Raw genomic sequence first — 17,178 nt, 5'->3', positions numbered from 1 at the left:
ATTGTGCCGCAACCGACCGCGTCGCCCTAGCGAAAGTTGTGCAACAGTGGAGACATGAGGCGCAGCCACGAGCTGGGTTTCGACGACGATGGTCGACCGATCCTCATCACCGCCGCCGCACCCTCTTACGAAGTCCAACACCGCCAACGCGTGCGGAAGTATCTGACGATCATGTCGTTCCGGATTCCGGCACTGCTTCTTGCCGCCCTGGCGTACGGCATGTGGCACAACGGTCTTATTTCGCTGGCGATCGTTGCGGCGTCGATCCCGCTGCCCTGGATTGCGGTGCTGATCGCCAACGATCGTCCGCCCCGGCGTGCCGACGAACCGCGGCGATTCGACGTCGTCGAACGGCGGACTCCGCTGTTTCCCACCGCTGAACGGCCGGCGCTGGAGCGTCGCAGTCGCCCGGCGCCGCAACCGGAATCGCCCATCCCGACAGCCGACGGTTCCGAATAACTGGTGCCGCACCGGGTTCTCAGCACATTCTCAGGGCGTCGGGACATTCGCGCACGTCAAGGGGTGTGAGAACGCAATACAGCGGGAACTACTCCCCCGGGTTGGTCGTTGTACCCGATGACAGATCACGCCCTGAGGAGGCCGCCATGGCAAAAGCCAACACAATCCGGGTCGATAGCGACCTGGATTCTCAAAGCCCCGCTGCGGACCTGGTGCGCGTGTACCTGAATGGAATCGGTAAGACGGCATTGCTCACCGCGGCTGACGAGGTCGAACTCGCCAAGCGCATCGAGGCCGGCTTGTACGCCCAGCATCTGCTGGACACCCGTAAGCGCCTCGGCGAGAACCGCAAACGCGACCTGGCCGCGGTCGTCCGCGACGGCCAAGCGGCACGCCGGCACCTGCTGGAGGCAAACCTGCGGTTGGTCGTGTCCCTGGCGAAGCGCTACACGGGGCGCGGCATGCCGCTGCTGGACCTCATCCAGGAAGGCAACCTGGGGCTGATCCGCGCGATGGAAAAGTTCGACTACGCAAAGGGATTCAAGTTCTCCACTTATGCCACGTGGTGGATCCGTCAGGCGATCACCCGCGGCATGGCCGACCAGAGCCGCACGATCCGGCTGCCCGTGCACCTGGTCGAGCAGGTCAACAAGCTGGCGCGGATCAAGCGTGAGCTGCACCAGACTCTCGGCCGCGAGGCCAGCGACGAGGAGCTCGCCGCCGAATCCGGCATCCCCGTCGAGAAGATCAACGATCTGCTCGAGCACAGCCGCGACCCGGTGAGCCTGGATATGCCGGTGGGTTCCGAAGAGGAAGCACCGCTGGGCGATTTCATCGAGGACGCCGAGGCGATGTCGGCGGAGAACGCGGTGATCGCGGAGCTGCTGCACACCGACATCCGTAGCGTGCTCGCCACACTCGACGAGCGCGAGCATCAGGTGATCCGGTTGCGCTTCGGACTCGACGACGGCCAACCCCGCACGCTTGATCAGATCGGCAAGCTGTTCGGTCTGTCCCGCGAGCGAGTCCGCCAGATCGAGCGCGAGGTGATGGCCAAGCTTCGCAACGGCGAGCGGGCCGACCGGCTGCGCTCGTACGCCAGCTGACGCCCCGTACAAGCATCGACCGGTATGCCCGCCGCAGCTGCGGCGGGCATACCGCTGTGCTGGAGTGTTAGCGAACCATTCGCGCAGCTGGGCAAGTAGACTCGGCGGCAATGGAGGGTGCGGAATGAACGACCTGGTTGATACCACCGAGATGTACCTGCGGACCATTTACGACCTCGAGGAAGAGGGCGTCACCCCGCTGCGTGCCCGTATCGCCGAACGTCTTGACCAGAGCGGGCCCACGGTCAGCCAGACTGTGTCGCGCATGGAGCGCGACGGGCTGTTGCATGTCGCGGGTGACCGCCATCTCGAGCTGACCGACAAGGGCCGCGCGCTGGCCGTCTCCGTGATGCGCAAGCACCGGCTGGCCGAACGGTTGCTGGTCGATGTCATCGGGTTGCCGTGGGAGGAAGTCCACGCCGAGGCGTGCCGCTGGGAGCACGTGATGAGCGAGGACGTCGAGCGCCGGCTGGTGCAGGTGCTCGACAACCCGACGACGTCGCCGTTCGGCAACCCCATCCCCGGGCTGCTGGATCTGGGTGTCGGTGACGAGTTCGGTGCTGAGGACGGCAACCTGGTGCGGCTGACGGAGTTGCCTGCGGGCCCGCCGGTCGCTGTCGTGGTGCGTCAACTGACCGAACACGTGCAGGGCGACATCGACCTGATCACCCGGCTCAAGGACGCTGGCGTGGTGCCCAACGCCAGGGTGGCTGTCGAATCCATCCCATCCGGCGGCGTGACGATCGTCATTCCCGGCCACGAGAACGTGAGCCTGCCGCACGAGATGGCGCACGCCGTCAAGGTCGAGAAGGTCTAGCGCCGCGACGATGCGGGCCGGCACGGCCCGAGGAGAAGCGGCGCCATCGATCCAGCCGCGACGATGCGGGCCGGCACGGCCCGAGGAGAAGCGGCGCCATCGATCCAGCCGCGACGATGCGGGCCGGCACGGCCCGAGGAGAAGCGGAGCCATCGATCCAGCCGGACGTCAGACCGCACGCCGGCCGAACGAGCGTCGCGGCGGCAGCCGCACGCCAAGGCGATCGGCCAGCCGGTATCCGGTGACCGCGAGTTCGCGGATGTGCTCGGGCCGCAGACCCGACTGCAAGGCGGTGTCCAGCATCCCGGCCATCCGGTGACCGGGATCGCAACGCAGCGCGGCTTCCAGCGACACCCCCGCCAACGGTCCGTCGCCGCGGGCGTAGGCGCTGAAGGCGAGCAGCACCAGGGCCTCGGCGCGCCACGGCACCGGCAGGCTGCGCGACAACAGCGCCCACAACGACTCGGCGTCGCCCGCGCTATGGCCGACCGCCAAGGCGTACAACGTGTCTCGCACCTCGACGTCGGACAGCGCGCACGCCAGGCCAGCCAGCTCGGGCTCGGCGAGCTCCTGTCCGTCGCCAACGCGCGCCGCCGCGGCCATCGCGTCCTCGAGGTCGCGCCGCACGCACGCCGTCGGGTCGGCGCGGTGCGCCTGAGCGCGCGACGCGGCCTGCTCGGCGATCAGATCGGCGAGCGACGCGTCGCCGGCCCGGTCGTCGGTGGCGACCACCGCCTGCAGGTCGGCGCGCCGCGCGTAGAGCCGTCGGCCGTCGAGCACCGCGGCCACCGCCAGCGGTGACGATCCGGGGTCGTCGACGACACCGCCCGCACCGCAGCCGTCCACGCAGTGCCACCGGCCGCCGACTGCCACCCGGTCCACCACATGGACCGCCCACAACTCGATGTCGTGGCACGCCAACTCGTCAGTGAGCGTTGAACTCAGGTCGCGGTACTCGTCGTTGCACGTCGGACAACCCGCACCGTCGGCGTCGACGATCACCGCGATCGCCGCTTCGGGGCCGGCGCAGGCGGCCACCTCCGCGAGATGACCGATCTGGTCGGCCAACGCGTCGGACAGATCCACCCGCATCACCGCCCCCAGTTCGCCATCGTCGATGGACAACAAGACCAACGATTTCTCCGGCACGAAGCCCAGCACGGCCGGCAGTGCGGCGATCACCGCGCCGGGGCGGTTGAGTTCAAAGTCATGTCGTTGTTTGGTCATGGCACCGACGCTGGCAATCGGCACCGTCAACGCGCCGACGTCGCAGCCTTTGCGGCCCGCGGTTGTGCATCGGGGCGCGGCTGTGGACGGGTCCGCATTGTTCACGCGCATGTAGCCGTTTTCGACGTACACCCGCAACGCTGCCGGAGTAAGAGTGTCAGCCATGGGTTCGATACTCGAATACGAGATGGTCGTCATCGGCTCAGGTCCGGGCGGCCAGAAGGCCGCGATCGCGGCGGCGAAACTGGGCAAATCGGTCGCCGTCATCGAGCAGCGGCCGATGCTGGGCGGCGTCTGCGTCAACACCGGCACGATCCCGTCGAAGACGCTGCGCGAGGCCGTCGTCTACCTGACCGGCATGAACCAGCGTGAGCTCTACGGCGCCAGCTACCGCGTGAAGGACAAAATCACCCCCGCCGACCTGCTGTCACGAACCCAGCACGTCATCGGCAAGCAGGCCGACGTGGTGCGCAACCAATTGATGCGCAACCGGATCGACCTGATCCCGGGCGAGGGGCGATTCAAGGACGAACACACGCTGCTCGTCGAGGACCGCACCCGCGGCGAACGCACCACGGTCAGCGGCGAGAACATCGTCATCGCGACCGGCACCAAACCCGCCCGCCCGCAGGGGGTGGAATTCGACGAGCAGCGGGTGCTGGACTCCGACGGGATCCTCGACCTCAAGACGATCCCGGCGTCGATGGTGGTGGTCGGTGCGGGCGTGATCGGCGTCGAGTACGCATCGATGTTCGCCGCACTGGGCAGCAAGGTGACCATCGTCGAGAAGCGGCAGGACATGCTGGACTTCTGCGATCCCGAGATCATCGAGGCGCTGCGCTTCCACTTACGCGATCTGGCGGTCACGTTCCGCTTCGGCGAAGAGGTGACCGGCGTGCAAGTCGGGTCGGCGGGCACCGTCACCAGCCTGGCCAGCGGCAAGAAGATCGCCGCCGAGACGGTGATGTACTCCGCGGGCCGGCAGGGTCAGACCGAGAACCTCGACCTGGAGAAAGCCGGTCTGGAGGCCGACGCACGCGGCCGCATCTTCGTCGACGAGGCGTTCCAGACCAAGGTCGACCACATCTATGCCGTCGGCGATGTGATCGGCTTCCCCGCCCTGGCGTCGACGTCGATGGATCAGGGCCGGGTCGCGGCCTGCCACGCGTTCGGTGAGCCGGTGCACGGGCTGACCGCGCTGCAGCCGATCGGCATCTACTCGATCCCGGAGATCTCCTACGTCGGCGCCACCGAGGTGGAGCTGACCAAGCAGTCCGTGCCCTACGAGGTCGGGGTGTCGCGCTACCGCGAGCTGGCCCGCGGCCAGATCGCCGGCGACTCCTACGGGATGCTCAAGCTGCTGGTCTCCACCGACGACCTCAAGCTGCTGGGCGTGCACATCTTCGGCAGCAACGCCACCGAGATGGTGCACATCGGCCAGGCCGTGATGGGCTGTGAGGGCACGGTCGAGTATCTGGTCGACGCGGTGTTCAACTACCCGACGTTCTCCGAGGCTTATAAAGTCGCCGCGCTGGACGTGATGAACAAGGTGCGCGCGCTCAGTCAGTTCGACAGCTAACACTCGTCGTCGTAGGTGCGCGGCGGCGCGTCAGCCGGTCCGCCCGCTTCAGCACGTGCGAGGAGCTGGTTGACGTGCTGGTCGAACGGCGACGAGTACGACAGGTTCTCCGCGCAGCCGCCGCCGTGCAAGCCGCCGATCACCCCGGTGACCGTCGAGCCGCTGATCCACGGTGCGCCGCTGGTTCCGTCGGCCAGGCCCGCGCATGGCAGCTCGGGGAAGCCGCCCGCGCTGACTTCGGTCGCGACCCGACATCCGACGGGCAAGCCGCCGACACCGGCGGGGTAGGCGATCACGCTGACCCGGGCGCCTCGCGCCGGCGCGCCACCCACCGACAGCGCTGAGCCGACCACCGCCTCGATCGATCCGCCGGCGGGACGGCCCACCCGCGCAATCGCGAAGTCGGCCAACGGATCTCGGTTGGCCACCCAGCGTGGATCCAGGTACACCGCGTCCACGGTCCACACCGCGTCGGGTGCGGCGGTACGGGCGAAACCGGGCACGAACGTCACCGAGCCACCGGCGCTCAGGCAGTGCGCGGCGGTCAGCACCAGATCGCCCGCCGCGGAATGCAGCACCGAGCCGGTGCAGGCATGCAGCTCGCTGCCGGACAGGAAGAGCGCACCCACCCGCGGATCCGGATCGACGGGCGCTGCGATGACGTGGTTGACGGTGTGGGCGACGTCGCGTCCGGTCTCAGGTGCCGATTGGGCCTGATGTCCGCAGCCGGCCGAGAGCATGGTCAGGGCCGCGGCTGCCGCCAGAATTCGCATCGTCAACGATCATGCCCGATCGAGTCGGGGCGGGCCGCGCGAAACGGGTACCCCGAGGAATGCGGCCAGGGCGGCCCGCGTTTTTGAGACTATTGGGCGCAGCGCGGAGCGGGGTCCGGTATCCGCTGCTCACCGATCTGAGGGACACTATCTGACACGGTGCGGCAGACCGCGCCGTGGCTGAGGAGGCAACATCAATGAGCCACGACCAGACGCCTGACATTCCCGACCAGAACGCCATGTACGAGCTCGAGTTCCCGGCGCCGCAGTTGTCGTCCTCCGATGGCCGCGGCCCCGTCCTGGTCCACGCCCTGGAAGGCTTTTCCGACGCCGGCCACGCGATCCGGCTGGCCTCCCACCACCTGAAAGACAGCCTGGACACCGAGTTGGTGGCCTCCTTTGCCATCGACGAATTACTCGACTACCGGTCGCGGCGGCCGCTGATGACGTTCAAGACCGACCACTTCACCCACTACGACGACCCGGAGCTGAGCCTGTACGCCTTGCATGACAGCGTCGGTACGCCGTTCCTGCTGCTGGCCGGAATGGAGCCGGACCTCAAGTGGGAGCGGTTCATCACCGCGGTGCGGTTGCTCGCCGAGCGGCTCGGTGTCCGGCAGACCATCGGCCTGGGCACCATCCCGATGGCGGTCCCGCACACTCGGCCGGTGACGATGACCGCCCACTCCAACAACCGCGAGCTGATCGCCGACTTCACGCCGTGGATCTCTGAGGTCCAGGTCCCCGGTAGCGCGTCGAACCTGCTGGAGTACCGGATGGCCCAGCACGGGCACGAGGTCGTCGGCTTCACCGTGCACGTCCCGCACTATCTGGCGCAGACCGACTACCCGGCCGCGGCGCAAGCACTCATCGAGCAGTTGGGCAAGACCGGCTCGCTGCAGCTGCCGCTGAACGCCCTTACCGAGGCGGCGGCCGAGATCAAGGTCAAGATCGACGAGCAGGTCGAGGCGAGCGCCGAAGTCGCTCAAGTGGTGGCCGCGCTGGAGCGCCAGTACGATGCCTTCATTGCCGCTCAGGAGAATCGGTCACTGCTGACGCGGGATGAAGATCTACCCAGCGGCGACGAACTCGGCGCTGAGTTCGAGCGTTTTCTTGCGCAGCAAGCGGAGAAGAAGTTCGACGACGACGATCCGACCTGAGCGTCCCGACCCGGCGCCTGACAGCGAAGTTGGCGGATATGAGCGAGCGGAAGCCCAATCTTCGCTCAGTGCGGGAAGTTTCGCCGTCCCTGCAATTCCGCACCATCCACGGGTACCGGCGCGCCTTTCGCATCGCCGGGTCCGGTCCGGTGATCTTGCTGATCCACGGGATCGGCGACAATTCGACGACCTGGACGGCTGTGCAATCCAAACTGGCGCAACGGTTCACCGTCATCGCCGTCGATCTGCTGGGCCATGGACAATCGGACAAACCACGCGCTGACTATTCAATCGCGGCCTACGCCAACGGAATGCGCGATCTACTTTCGGTGCTCGACATCGAACGCGCCACCGTGATCGGCCACTCGCTGGGCGGCGGCGTCGCAATGCAATTCGCCTACCAATTCCCGCAATTGGTCGAGCGTTTGGTTCTCGTCGGAGCCGGCGGGGTGACCAAGGACGTGAACGTCGCATTGCGACTGGCGTCGTTGCCGATGGGCAGCGAGGCGCTGGCATTGCTTCGACTGCCGTTGGTGCTGCCCGCGTTGCAGATCTTCGGGCGCGCCGCCGGGCTGGTGCTGGGCTCTACCGCGGTGGGCCGCGACTTGCCGGATGTGTTGCGGATCTTGGCCGATCTGCCCGAACCGATGGCCTCCTCCGCGTTCACCCGGACGCTGCGCGCTGTGGTGGACTGGCGTGGCCAGAGCGTGACGATGCTGGACCGATGTTATCTGACGCAGTCCGTTCCCGTGCAGATCATCTGGGGCGCAGAGGATGTCGTCGTCCCTGTCAGCCACGCCCGCATGGCACACGCGGCGATGCCGGGCTCCCGCTTGGAGATCTTCGAGAACTCCGGGCACTTCCCCTTTCACGACGACCCCGACAGGTTCATCGAGGTTGTCGAGCGCTTCATCGACACCACTGAGCCCTCCGAATACGATCAGCTTGCGCTACGGGAGCTGCTGCGTAACGGCGGTGGCTCGCAGACCATCTCGGGTCCGGTGGACACTCGCGTCGCCGTGCTGAGCGCGATGGGCGCAGACGAACGCAGCGCCACCTGACCGACACGTCGTGGTGACGTCGTACAGTCGATTTCATGAGCATCGACGTCACGGTGTTACGCGTTTTCACAGATTCGGCGGGCAACTTCGGCAACCCGCTCGGTGCGGTTGACGGCGCCACGGTCGAGGCGGATCAGCGACAGCGCCTGGCTACCCAATTGGGCTACAGCGAAACAGTTTTCATCGATATGCCGGCGCCGGGTTCGGCCAGCGCGCACGCCCGGATCTACACCCCGCTGACCGAGCTGCCATTCGCCGGGCACCCGACGGTCGGAGCGTCGTGGTGGCTGCGGGAACTCGGCACACCGATCCGCACCCTGCAGGTCCCGGCCGGCGTGGTGCAGGTGAGCTACGACAACGACCTCACGTCCATCAGCGCACGCTCAGAGTGGTCGCCGGAGTACGCGATCCACGACGTCGAGTCGCTCGAGGATCTCGCGGCCGCCGACCCGTCCGACTTCCCCGACGACGTGGCGCACTATCTGTGGGCGTGGATCGACGAGTCCGCGGGTGCGCTGAGATCGAGGATGTTCGCCGCGAATCTGGGTGTGCCTGAGGACGAAGCGACCGGATCTGCCGCGGTACGGATCACCGATTATCTCAGTCGCGACCTGTCCATCACCCAAGGAAAGGGCTCGGTCATCGAAACCACGTGGAGCCCGCAGGGGTGGGTTCAAGTGGCCGGTCGGGTCGTCAACGACGGCGTGCGACAGGTCGGCTAGCTCAAATCGCGTCGCGCTGAGCCACCCGGGTCAGCGGTGTACGCCGAGCTCCATCACCTCAGATCGTCAGGCGGTGAGCGAGTCAGTCTCTGCGATGCAAGACCGCCGAAATATGGTGTTGGGTCGGCTGGCCGACCGCGCCCATCTCCAGCGAGTAGGACAACGTGTCGCCGTCGAGCCGGAAGCGCCGGCCCAGCGCGGTCACGTCTTTGGCGGTCGGCGTCGTGCCGATCTGCGTGGCAGTCATCTCCAGTTCGACCGTCGCGCCCTCTGCCGTGTAGCTGCCCACCTCGATCTCGGTGATGCCGCTCGGATGGGCGAGTACGAGTTCGACCTGACCGGGTCGTGGGACACGTAGATAGCCGGTCTCGGCATGCAGCGATGCGCCGTCAGCTGCGTCCTTGGTTTTTTGGCCATAGACCAGAAACGGCTTGCCCACGTGGGAAAACACGACTTCTTCGAGGTACTCGAAGGGCTCGATCGTCGGATATTCACCGGTCCCGCGGCCCTGCCAGGCGCCGAGCAGCGGCGCCAGCGCGCGAAGATGTGGATGGAGCTCGAGCGGCATTTCGACAGCCTAAACCGACGCGTGCTACGCGCTGTGCGCGCCGGACGTCAGCCGGACGCGGGCACCTTGCGGTGGGCACGCAGCGCGGTGATCTCGCGCTCGAAATCGTCTGCGGATTCGAAGGATCGGTACACCGACGCGAATCGCAGATAAGCCACTTCGTCGAGTTCGCGCAGCGGGCCGAGTATCGCGAGCCCGACTTCGTTGCTGGGGATCTCCGGTGACCCGCCGGCGCGCACGGTGTCCTCCACCTGCTGGGCCAACAGGTTCAGCGCATCGTCGTCGACCTGGCGGCCCTGGCATGCTCGCCGCACGCCGCTAATCACCTTCTCGCGACTGAACGGTTCGGTCACCCCGCTGCGCTTGACCACGGCCAGCACCGCGGTTTCCACGGTGGTGAAACGCCGCCCGCACTCCGGGCACGACCTGCGACGTCGAATGGCCTGACCCTCATCGGTCTCACGGGAGTCGACGACTCGCGAATCCGGATTACGGCAGAACGGGCAGTGCATGGCCGCTCCTTCGCCGCGCAGACTTCGGGGTGTCCCAGATCCCCAAGAGCCTACCCGCGCACCAGGTCGCCGGCCTAGCACCGCTCGCACGGTGACGCCGTCAGCCGACCGGTGCGATGAGCGTCTGACCCGCGGCAACCGCCACCGAGTCGAGATCGTTCAGCTCACGGATGCGGGCGGCAACCTGACTGGTCGGGGCGTCCGGCGCGACACGGGCGGCCAAGTGCTGCAACGTCTCCCCTGGCTCGACCCGCACCACAGCGAGCCGATCGGGCATCTGGCGCGCCGCCTGCTCAGGTCCGGCGTGCAGCATGCCGCCGAAGTGCGCGACCAGACCGAGCCACACCGTGATCGCGGCCGCCACCAGGGATAATGCGACTGTGGTCGCCGGGGTGATCGGGCGCGGCCGGTGCGAGGCCGTCGACATCAGCACCCCGGTGCCACGATAGCGGGGCCGCGGGGCGACCGGCCGCGACGGCTGCGGTCCACGGGAACCGGGCCGCCCCTGGCGACCGGATGGACCCACCCAGGCGGGCCGAACGCGGGCCGGCGATGTGGGCGAGATCGTCTCGATGGGCATCATGTGCATTCCTCCAGTCGGCTCGTGGTCGATCACTTGTTCGAAGAGTAATCGATAATGTGTTCGAATACCGAACATGTGATCGAACTGTTGCACATGCCGGAGACGATACGAGGGAGCACCGACAACTTTCGTTTTGCCCTCTCCCGCTTTACAGCCGATCTGACCGAAACGCGGCCAGGAAACACGTCGAACAAGTGTTTGCTTCACCACAAAAAAGAGCTATATTCGTCCGTATGAGCGACAGCGATACCTCGGACGCCGCCTCTGACCGCCCCCTTGCAGCTGTGGATTCTGTGCTGACGCCACGGCAGCGGACCATCCTGGATGTCATCCGCGCCTCGGTGACCAGCCGCGGATACCCGCCCAGCATTCGGGAGATCGGCGATGCCGTCGGCCTGACGTCGACCTCCTCGGTGGCGCACCAACTGCGCACATTGGAGCGCAAGGGCTACCTCCGCCGTGACCCGAACCGCCCGCGCGCAGTGGATGTCCGCGCGTCCGACGACGGCTCGAGGCCTCCGGTGCTCACCGACGTCGCCGGATCAGACGCGTTGCCGGAGCCCGCCTTCGTCCCGGTGCTGGGACGTATTGCCGCCGGTGGACCGATCCTTGCCGAGGAAGCCGTCGAAGATGTCTTCCCGCTACCCCGCGAACTCGTCGGCGAAGGCGCGTTGTTCCTGCTCAAGGTGGTCGGTGAATCCATGGTCGACGCCGCGATCTGCGACGGTGACTGGGTGGTGGTACGTCAGCAGAACGTGGCCGACAACGGCGACATCGTGGCGGCGATGATCGACGGCGAGGCGACCGTGAAGACGTTCAAACGGACCGGCGGCCAGGTGTGGTTGATGCCCCACAACCCGGCTTTCGACCCCATTCCCGGTAACGACGCCGCCGTACTAGGCAAAGTCGTCACGGTCATCCGCAAGGTCTGACCCGCGCCGAACACCTACCCGGCCTTGTGAAACCCGTTGGCCTGCGCGATGTCCTCGCTGGCGAACCAGATTTCGGCCATCGTCTCCTCATACAGGACGCTGTCTGGCATGTAGTACAGGCCTGAGCTGGCGTTCGCCTTGACCGGATATCCCTCCGGCACCTGGTACGGGTCGTCCATCGGAAGATGAATTGCCAACTGTCCGGTCGGGATTCGCGCTGTCGGCACGGCCGTGGTGACCGCGGAATCGTCGTCGCTGCCGTCGGAAGCCGCATGCCGGCCGCCGCGGACCTCGCTCTGCGCCGGAAACCCGGTCGGGTCGGTGTCGACGTCATCGGGATCCTCGTCGAAGCTCTCGTCGAAGTGGTCGTCAACGTCCTCGTCGACCTCGGCGAAGTCAGAAAACTCCTCGGGACTCTCGACTTCTTCGTCGGGCGGCTCGTCGATCAGGTCGGTACGGTCCGGCGGCATCCACGCGCTGACCGGCTGGCTGGGTAGCCGCACGGTCCGCGGCCGCGGCGGCCGATGGTCGTCGTTCAGGCTCGAGGTAGCCAAATCCCGGTCGGCTTCCGGCGACCACTGCGCGACGGATTCGGTGGCGGGCTCGTCGCGAGAATCGGCGCCGCCCCGCTTGCCAACCCTCTTGGCAGCACGCCGCCGACGCCACGACCGCGCCGACGGCACGACCAGAGCGATCAGCAGCAGCGCCGCGATGCCCGCGAGCAGCCACCACCAATGCCACGCCGACGCGTGGACCCCGCCCTTGGACGCCGGGCCGGCCGCCGTCTTCTGGCCCGGTATCTGCAGGCCGGACAACGCCGACGCCAGGTTCGCCGGTTGGGTGGTGAAGGTGTTTGTCTTCGAGTTCCAGGTGATCTGGCCACCGGTGAATCTCTGCGTGATGTCGTCTTTGTCGACGCTCTGGTCCCCAATCGGCGCACCCAATTTGCCGGACGCACCGAGAAGCTTGTCCCATGCGGCGTTGATCGCCCCGCGGACGACGAACGCGCCGTGCTCGGGGGTCCAGAAGATCACTGGTTTGTCGTTGGCGGAGAACTCGCTGACCCGGCTGGACGGTTTGAGACCGCCGTCGGCCTCGTTCGCGATCGGGAAGCCGAGGTTGCCGGCTGGGCCGCCGGCCGCTTCGTACTTGGTCAGGATGTCGGTTTCGACGGCGTTCGCGCCGGTGGCAGGGCTGAAGAAGACCTTGCCGCCGTTGAAGTTCTGGGCCAACCCACCTGTGCCGACCGGTGATTGGTCGCCTTGTTTGGCGCCCAGCGGCCCGGCTGCACCACCCGCCGCACGCCAGGCCATGTTGATCTCAGCAGTCGGATCGACGGGCACCTGTAAGCCTGTGAGCTGGCCCGCCAAGTTCGGCGGCACGGTGGTGAATGCCTTCGTCAGCCGATTCCAGGAGATTTTGCCGGCGCTGAATGCCTGGGTTGCGAGTTGACCGTCGTAGGTTTCGTCGCCGATCGGCACACCAAGTGCGCCGCCCGAGCTACCCAGTTTGTCCCATGCCGCGTTGATCGCTCCGCGCACGACGAACGCGCCGTGGTCGGCTGTCCAGTAGATGAGGGGTTTGTCGCTGGCCGAAAAGGTGCTGACCCGACTGTCGGGCCCCGCCAGCCCACGTGCTTCGTTCATCGTGGGAAATCCCAGATCGCTGGCTGCGGGGCCGCCCAGTGACTCGTATTTGTCCAGGATGGCGCCCATCATCGACCTGGGCCCGGTGGCCGGCGTGAAGAACATCTTGCCGTGCACGAAGTCATGGGCGAAGCCTCCACCGGCGACGTACGTCTCGCCCTGCTTGGGGCCGAGATCCGATGTGTCGCCGCCGGCTTCCTTCCACGCCGCGGTGATCGCATCGTCGGCCTCGCCGAGCGGGGATGCCGTGGCGACGGGCGCCATCAGCGTTATGCAGGCCAGGCCCGCCGCCAATGCCACCAGACCACGCATGACGCGGCCCGACCGCAAGTGCTGCCCTGTCATCCACCCTCCTGGCGGCCGTCCAGTCCAAAGCCTGGGGCCAAGTTTCGACGGTCCGGCGGGCCGCCACAACTCCGTTGCGGCCGACCACACCTAGCAAGTCATACGGAGACACTACGGAAGCAGATACCCATTAACGTCGAAATGATCTCCACCGTCGCGCTGGTGTCGCATTATGCACGTGCGATTTTGCTCCACGACGCCCGGAAATCGGCGACGACGGCGTGCGTCAACGAGGCCCGGCGTAAAGGAGCGACCATGGGCGCCCCAGGACCGATCTGGTCCCGCTCTTGCTGTGATCGCGGGCTGTGGGCGCTCGGCTACCCGGTCAGCGTGTGCCGCATCAGCGACGGCATGCTTCGGCGCCGTGTTTCGACGACGTGTTCTCGTCAAGCTCTGCCACGCGAGTTGCGCGCCAACGGCATTCCCGTCATCGACAGCGCCTGCGGTCTGTCCACCGTGCGGGCCCGCGGCTATACGCCGAGGCTGCGACCGATGATCTCCTTCATGATCTCGGTGGTGCCGCCGTAGATCGTCTGCACGCGAGCATCGAGATACGCACGGGCAACGGGGTATTCGCGCATATAGCCATAGCCGCCGTGCAGCTGCAGGCAGCGGTCGATCAAGTGCACCTGCTTTTCGGTGGCGTACCACTTGGCCATTGCGGCCTGTTCCACGGTGAGCTTTTCCTCGAGGTGCAGGGCGATGAACTCATCCACCATGATCCGCACCACCGTGGCCTCGGTGGCCAGCTCGGCAAGCACGAATCGGCTGTTCTGGAAACTGCCGATCGGCTTCCCAAAAGCCTTGCGCTCCTTGGTGTATTGCAGCGTCTGCTCCAGCACCTCCTCCATGGCAGCGGCGGCCATGATCGCGATGGAGATGCGTTCCTGCGGCAAGTTCTGCATCAGGTAGATGAAACCCTTGCCCTCTTCGCCGAGCAGGTTCTCGGCGGGCACCTCGACGTCAGTGAATGACAGTTCAGCGGTGTCCTGCGCATCGAGGCCGATCTTGTCCAGGTGGCGTCCGCGCTCGAAGCCTTCCATCCCGCGTTCGACGGCCAACAGCGAAAAGCCTTGTGCGCCTTTGTCGGGATCCGTCTGAGCTACCACGATCACCAGATCGGAGTTGATCCCGTTGGTGATGAACGTCTTGGATCCATTGAGCACGTAGTGGTCGCCCTGTTTGACGGCGTGAGTCTTGATGCCTTGCAAGTCGCTGCCGGTGCCCGGTTCGGTCATCGCGATCGCGGTGATCAACTCACCGGTGCAGAACTTGGGTAGCCAGCGTTGCTTCTGCTCCTCGTTGGCAAGGCTGAGCAGATAGGGCGCGACGATGTCGTTGTGCAGGCCGAACCCGATGCCGCTGTAACGGCCGTAGGTCGTCTCCTCGGTGATGATCGTGTTGTAACGGAAGTCCGAATTGCCGCCGCCGCCGTACTCCTCGGGGATCGACATCCCCAGGAACCCCTGCTTCCCCGCCTCCAGCCAGACGCCGCGGTCGACGATCTTCGCCTTCTCCCACTCGTCGTGGTACGGCGCGACATGGCGTTCCAGGAACGACCGGTACGACTCGCGGAACAACTCGTGCTCAGGCTCGAACAGCGTGCGCTGGTACTTGACGGCGCTACCCATGGATTGACCTCCGGCGGGTTGGGAACTGTGAGGCCCAAGATATACCAACCGGATGGTTGGGCGGCTCGGGTATCGCATCCGCGCCTAGAGTCACCGGATGGACGCGACGATTCTGGTGCAGGAACTCGGACAGCTGCTCGAGTTCTCCTATACCGACATGCTGTGCTACGCCGGGCCCTATTCGCCGGCCGGCGTGGCCCTCGCGTTGAAGGTGATGCAACGGGCGTTCGCGGCGCTCACGCCCAACCATCCGCCACAGCGGCGATCGGTCGTCATTCGCACCGCCCTGGTCGAATCGGGAGCTCGCGACGGGTTCGAATCCGTCACCCGGGCGGTGACCGACGGTCGTTACACCGTCGATCCCGCCCTCGCCCGCCCCGACCGCGGACGGCTCTTGCAAAGCTTCGTCTTTCAGGTAGTGGTCAGCGGCCGGACGGCGACACTGCTGCTGCGCCCAGGATTCGTCACCGCCGAGTTCATCGATCTGGCCGGCAGAGCAGAGCGCTCTCAAGCCGAGGAGAGCGACTTCGATCAGATCAAAGCGCACCTGGCGCAACGACTGTTGGCAGCACCCGCCGAAGACGTCTGTGAACTCTTCGCATAGTCCGACGGATCGAACTAAGCGATATTCGAACGCAAATCCGACGCAATTTAGTGGCGAGGAAATTCAAGACTTTGTGAGTAATTCCCTGGACTCGCACAAACCTTAAGCGACAGCTTAAGTCCACCTGAGAAAGTTTCAGGTGTCCTATGTGGGGAAGGACGGGACCTCGGCGGCCTTGGGCCTCGGCAGCCTGAGCGGGCTTGGCCGTGACCTGCGCGCCATCCTGGGTAACCTGACCGGCGGTCTGCGGGAGAAGGCAGTCTGCTACGGCGAGAATGCGGAAGGCGCCAGAGCGGGAGGCTCCGGCGCCTCCCGTATTTCTGATATCAAACGCAGATTCTTATCGACTCCTGCGACCGACTGCCGGTTCGCCACGCTGCGGAATCGGGTAATTTTGCAGCAAATATTCACTTTAAAAAAATTGAGGTTTTCCAGCCAATCCGTTCCCTGAGAGGAGCTCGAAAGCTACCTTAATGCCACCTGAGAAGTGTCGCCCGGAGAAGACGGAGCCATGACGAATCAAACCTCGCTGCCGAAAGTTCAACAACGCCTGCGGCCGCATTGTGTCTTTCAGAATGGCTTCGAAGGTCATTTCGCCGACAGTCCACATCGGTTTCGGAAAAAGGAAATCATGAACGCTGCAACAAAACGAACAGCCCTGGCCGCAGGGGCGGTCGCGGCAGCAGGCCTCTTTGGCACGCTCTCGCACGTCGGAATGCCGCAGGCCCAACAGGGCGTGCCCGTCGAGCACCACGACGTCGCACTGGTGGATGTGACGGACGCGACGCTGCTTCTCGACGAGAGCACCCTCAACACCGCTTTGTTCAACGACGTCCTGGGGCCGACCGGCGCGGAAGCCACGTTGTACAACGACTTGGCCACGGCGCTGGGCGCGACCCAGGCGGGCGCCCTGCTGGACGTCGGGACCGCGAACCCTATCTACAGCGGTGACTTCAACGGGGCCGAAAGCCGAGCTTTCGAGGCGTTGTTCATCGACGCACTTATCACCGAAGACAAAGTGAACCAACTCCTCGGGGTCACCGAGACCGCGTCCCAGACGGCAATTTTGGCGGACTTCGTCGGTAACGCAGGGCCAGGAATTCCCGCCGGCGCCGGCGTCACACTCGGCGATCTCACGGCTGCCTTGGGTACACCGAGCTTTGACACCGACCTGGGATTGATCGGTAACGCGGACTTCAGCCTCGCGGCCACCGATTTGGAGGGATACCTGGCTTCGTTGGCCGGCGACACCGGCGCGCTCGGAGGCTTGACCACCCTTCTGACCGACTTGAGCAGCAGCTTCAGCGATCTGAGTAACCTCAGCACTGATATCTCGACCCTGCTGAGCGACATCGGCAGCCTCGGCGGTCTGGGCGGTCTGCTAGGCGGCTTGGGCGGTCTGCTCTAACAGGAAGCGTAGAAGGCGCCGGAGTGGGGGCTCCGGCGCCTTCTG

Annotated in this window: 19 protein-coding genes; 12 read left to right on the top strand and 7 right to left on the bottom strand. The window is 65.8% G+C overall.

The annotated features are described in order from the left end of the window. Nucleotides 1-54: 54 nt before the first annotated feature. From G6N27_RS01215 to G6N27_RS01205, 3 genes are all read left to right on the top strand, one after another. On the top strand, nt 55-459 hold the full coding sequence (locus G6N27_RS01215; RefSeq protein ID WP_163774581.1) for a DUF3099 domain-containing protein: 405 nt from the start codon (nt 55-57) through the stop codon (nt 457-459). Between the two features lie 146 nt (nt 460-605). Further along, nucleotides 606-1,565: a sigma-70 family RNA polymerase sigma factor SigB gene (gene sigB / locus G6N27_RS01210; RefSeq protein WP_163774579.1), complete on the top strand. Its 960-nt coding sequence runs from the start codon at nt 606-608 to the stop codon at nt 1,563-1,565. Nucleotides 1,566-1,689: 124 nt separating this feature from the next. Next, complete coding sequence (locus G6N27_RS01205) at nt 1,690-2,382, top strand: metal-dependent transcriptional regulator (protein ID WP_163774577.1); 693 nt, start codon at nt 1,690-1,692, stop codon at nt 2,380-2,382. 168 nt (nt 2,383-2,550) lie between these two features. Here G6N27_RS01205 and G6N27_RS01200 read toward each other — a convergent pair whose 3' ends face one another. Beyond that, nucleotides 2,551-3,609 carry a DUF4192 domain-containing protein gene (locus G6N27_RS01200; protein ID WP_163781170.1) on the bottom strand — a complete coding sequence of 353 codons (1,059 nt, stop codon included), beginning with the start codon at nt 3,607-3,609 and terminating at the stop codon, nt 2,551-2,553. 163 nt (nt 3,610-3,772) lie between these two features. Between G6N27_RS01200 and sthA the strand changes: the two genes are divergently transcribed. Beyond that, nucleotides 3,773-5,188 (top strand): Si-specific NAD(P)(+) transhydrogenase, encoded by a 1,416-nt coding sequence (gene sthA / locus G6N27_RS01195; protein WP_276044593.1) that lies wholly within the window; start codon nt 3,773-3,775, stop codon nt 5,186-5,188. Here the strand turns inward: sthA and G6N27_RS01190 are convergent. Next, a complete protein-coding gene (locus G6N27_RS01190; RefSeq protein WP_163774575.1) occupies nt 5,185-5,961 on the bottom strand; it encodes a trypsin-like serine peptidase in 777 nt (258 codons plus the stop codon). The genes sthA and G6N27_RS01190 overlap by 4 nt on opposite strands. Before the next feature lie 197 nt (nt 5,962-6,158). On the opposite strand from G6N27_RS01190, the gene G6N27_RS01185 reads away from it, so the two are divergent. From G6N27_RS01185 to G6N27_RS01175, 3 genes are read left to right on the top strand one after another with little or no spacing between them, the layout of a single operon-like run. Further along, nucleotides 6,159-7,121, top strand: a complete 963-nt coding sequence (locus tag G6N27_RS01185; protein ID WP_163774573.1) for a proteasome assembly chaperone family protein — start codon at nt 6,159-6,161, stop codon at nt 7,119-7,121. Between the two features lie 38 nt (nt 7,122-7,159). Then, complete coding sequence (locus G6N27_RS01180; RefSeq protein ID WP_163774571.1) at nt 7,160-8,182, top strand: alpha/beta fold hydrolase; 1,023 nt, start codon at nt 7,160-7,162, stop codon at nt 8,180-8,182. 35 nt (nt 8,183-8,217) lie between these two features. Then, nucleotides 8,218-8,904, top strand: coding sequence for a PhzF family phenazine biosynthesis protein (locus G6N27_RS01175; protein WP_163774569.1), 687 nt, complete (start codon nt 8,218-8,220; stop codon nt 8,902-8,904). A gap of 82 nt (nt 8,905-8,986) precedes the next feature. On the opposite strand, the gene G6N27_RS01170 is transcribed toward G6N27_RS01175, so the two are convergent. The 3 genes from G6N27_RS01170 to G6N27_RS01160 all read right to left on the bottom strand — a co-directional run bounded on the left by G6N27_RS01170 (nt 8,987) and on the right by G6N27_RS01160 (nt 10,567). Continuing rightward, the gene (locus G6N27_RS01170) at nt 8,987-9,472 is read right to left on the bottom strand and encodes a peroxynitrite isomerase (RefSeq protein WP_163774567.1); all 486 of its coding nucleotides are present in this window, start codon (nt 9,470-9,472) and stop codon (nt 8,987-8,989) included. Between the two features lie 47 nt (nt 9,473-9,519). Continuing rightward, nucleotides 9,520-9,984 (bottom strand): transcriptional regulator NrdR, encoded by a 465-nt coding sequence (gene nrdR, locus G6N27_RS01165; protein ID WP_163774565.1) that lies wholly within the window; start codon nt 9,982-9,984, stop codon nt 9,520-9,522. Nucleotides 9,985-10,084: 100 nt separating this feature from the next. After that, on the bottom strand, nt 10,085-10,567 hold the full coding sequence (locus G6N27_RS01160) for a LysM peptidoglycan-binding domain-containing protein (protein WP_163774563.1): 483 nt from the start codon (nt 10,565-10,567) through the stop codon (nt 10,085-10,087). A 233-nt stretch (nt 10,568-10,800) separates the two neighbouring features. On the opposite strand from G6N27_RS01160, the gene lexA reads away from it, so the two are divergent. Next, complete coding sequence (gene lexA / locus G6N27_RS01155; RefSeq protein ID WP_163774561.1) at nt 10,801-11,499, top strand: transcriptional repressor LexA; 699 nt, start codon at nt 10,801-10,803, stop codon at nt 11,497-11,499. 14 nt (nt 11,500-11,513) lie between these two features. On the opposite strand, the gene G6N27_RS01150 is transcribed toward lexA, so the two are convergent. Next, nucleotides 11,514-13,490 carry an LGFP repeat-containing protein gene (locus G6N27_RS01150; RefSeq protein ID WP_163774559.1) on the bottom strand — a complete coding sequence of 659 codons (1,977 nt, stop codon included), beginning with the start codon at nt 13,488-13,490 and terminating at the stop codon, nt 11,514-11,516. 255 nt (nt 13,491-13,745) lie between these two features. Between G6N27_RS01150 and G6N27_RS01145 the strand changes: the two genes are divergently transcribed. Further along, nucleotides 13,746-14,018: a hypothetical protein gene (locus G6N27_RS01145; RefSeq protein ID WP_163774557.1), complete on the top strand. Its 273-nt coding sequence runs from the start codon at nt 13,746-13,748 to the stop codon at nt 14,016-14,018. Here G6N27_RS01145 and G6N27_RS01140 read toward each other — a convergent pair. Then, a complete protein-coding gene (locus G6N27_RS01140) occupies nt 13,961-15,121 on the bottom strand; it encodes an acyl-CoA dehydrogenase family protein (RefSeq protein ID WP_163774555.1) in 1,161 nt (386 codons plus the stop codon). The two genes, G6N27_RS01145 and G6N27_RS01140, sit on opposite strands and share 58 nt — an antisense overlap. Nucleotides 15,122-15,218: 97 nt before the next feature. Between G6N27_RS01140 and G6N27_RS01135 the strand changes: the two genes are divergently transcribed. From G6N27_RS01135 to G6N27_RS01125, 3 genes are all read left to right on the top strand, one after another. After that, nucleotides 15,219-15,725, top strand: a complete 507-nt coding sequence (locus G6N27_RS01135; protein ID WP_163774554.1) for a hypothetical protein — start codon at nt 15,219-15,221, stop codon at nt 15,723-15,725. A gap of 139 nt (nt 15,726-15,864) precedes the next feature. After that, nucleotides 15,865-16,176: a hypothetical protein gene (locus tag G6N27_RS01130; protein ID WP_163774552.1), complete on the top strand. Its 312-nt coding sequence runs from the start codon at nt 15,865-15,867 to the stop codon at nt 16,174-16,176. Nucleotides 16,177-16,356: 180 nt separating this feature from the next. Continuing rightward, nucleotides 16,357-17,133, top strand: a complete 777-nt coding sequence (locus G6N27_RS01125) for a hypothetical protein (RefSeq protein WP_163774550.1) — start codon at nt 16,357-16,359, stop codon at nt 17,131-17,133. Nucleotides 17,134-17,178 lie beyond the last annotated feature (45 nt).

The sequence above is a fragment of the Mycobacterium cookii genome (assembly GCF_010727945.1).
Classification (GTDB): domain Bacteria; phylum Actinomycetota; class Actinomycetes; order Mycobacteriales; family Mycobacteriaceae; genus Mycobacterium; species Mycobacterium cookii.
Note: the sequence above shows the minus strand (reverse complement) of the source record. Positions and strands in the feature narration are given on the sequence as shown.

What these genes read in the sequence shown, in the direction of transcription:
- G6N27_RS01190 (WP_163774575.1), bottom strand. Translation starts at nt 5,961, where the DNA reads ATGCGAATTCTGGCGGCAGCCGCGGCCCTGACCATGCTCTCGGCCGGC.
- G6N27_RS01140 (WP_163774555.1), bottom strand. Translation starts at nt 15,121, where the DNA reads ATGGGTAGCGCCGTCAAGTACCAGCGCACGCTGTTCGAGCCTGAGCAC.
- G6N27_RS01175 (WP_163774569.1), top strand. Translation starts at nt 8,218, where the DNA reads ATGAGCATCGACGTCACGGTGTTACGCGTTTTCACAGATTCGGCGGGC.
- G6N27_RS01135 (WP_163774554.1), top strand. Translation starts at nt 15,219, where the DNA reads ATGGACGCGACGATTCTGGTGCAGGAACTCGGACAGCTGCTCGAGTTC.
- G6N27_RS01185 (WP_163774573.1), top strand. Translation starts at nt 6,159, where the DNA reads ATGAGCCACGACCAGACGCCTGACATTCCCGACCAGAACGCCATGTAC.
- G6N27_RS01150 (WP_163774559.1), bottom strand. Translation starts at nt 13,490, where the DNA reads ATGACAGGGCAGCACTTGCGGTCGGGCCGCGTCATGCGTGGTCTGGTG.
- lexA (WP_163774561.1), top strand. Translation starts at nt 10,801, where the DNA reads ATGAGCGACAGCGATACCTCGGACGCCGCCTCTGACCGCCCCCTTGCA.
- nrdR (WP_163774565.1), bottom strand. Translation starts at nt 9,984, where the DNA reads ATGCACTGCCCGTTCTGCCGTAATCCGGATTCGCGAGTCGTCGACTCC.
- G6N27_RS01125 (WP_163774550.1), top strand. Translation starts at nt 16,357, where the DNA reads ATGAACGCTGCAACAAAACGAACAGCCCTGGCCGCAGGGGCGGTCGCG.
- G6N27_RS01215 (WP_163774581.1), top strand. Translation starts at nt 55, where the DNA reads ATGAGGCGCAGCCACGAGCTGGGTTTCGACGACGATGGTCGACCGATC.
- G6N27_RS01170 (WP_163774567.1), bottom strand. Translation starts at nt 9,472, where the DNA reads ATGCCGCTCGAGCTCCATCCACATCTTCGCGCGCTGGCGCCGCTGCTC.
- G6N27_RS01145 (WP_163774557.1), top strand. Translation starts at nt 13,746, where the DNA reads ATGGGCGCCCCAGGACCGATCTGGTCCCGCTCTTGCTGTGATCGCGGG.
- G6N27_RS01180 (WP_163774571.1), top strand. Translation starts at nt 7,160, where the DNA reads ATGAGCGAGCGGAAGCCCAATCTTCGCTCAGTGCGGGAAGTTTCGCCG.
- G6N27_RS01200 (WP_163781170.1), bottom strand. Translation starts at nt 3,609, where the DNA reads ATGACCAAACAACGACATGACTTTGAACTCAACCGCCCCGGCGCGGTG.
- G6N27_RS01205 (WP_163774577.1), top strand. Translation starts at nt 1,690, where the DNA reads ATGAACGACCTGGTTGATACCACCGAGATGTACCTGCGGACCATTTAC.
- sthA (WP_276044593.1), top strand. Translation starts at nt 3,773, where the DNA reads ATGGGTTCGATACTCGAATACGAGATGGTCGTCATCGGCTCAGGTCCG.
- sigB (WP_163774579.1), top strand. Translation starts at nt 606, where the DNA reads ATGGCAAAAGCCAACACAATCCGGGTCGATAGCGACCTGGATTCTCAA.
- G6N27_RS01160 (WP_163774563.1), bottom strand. Translation starts at nt 10,567, where the DNA reads ATGATGCCCATCGAGACGATCTCGCCCACATCGCCGGCCCGCGTTCGG.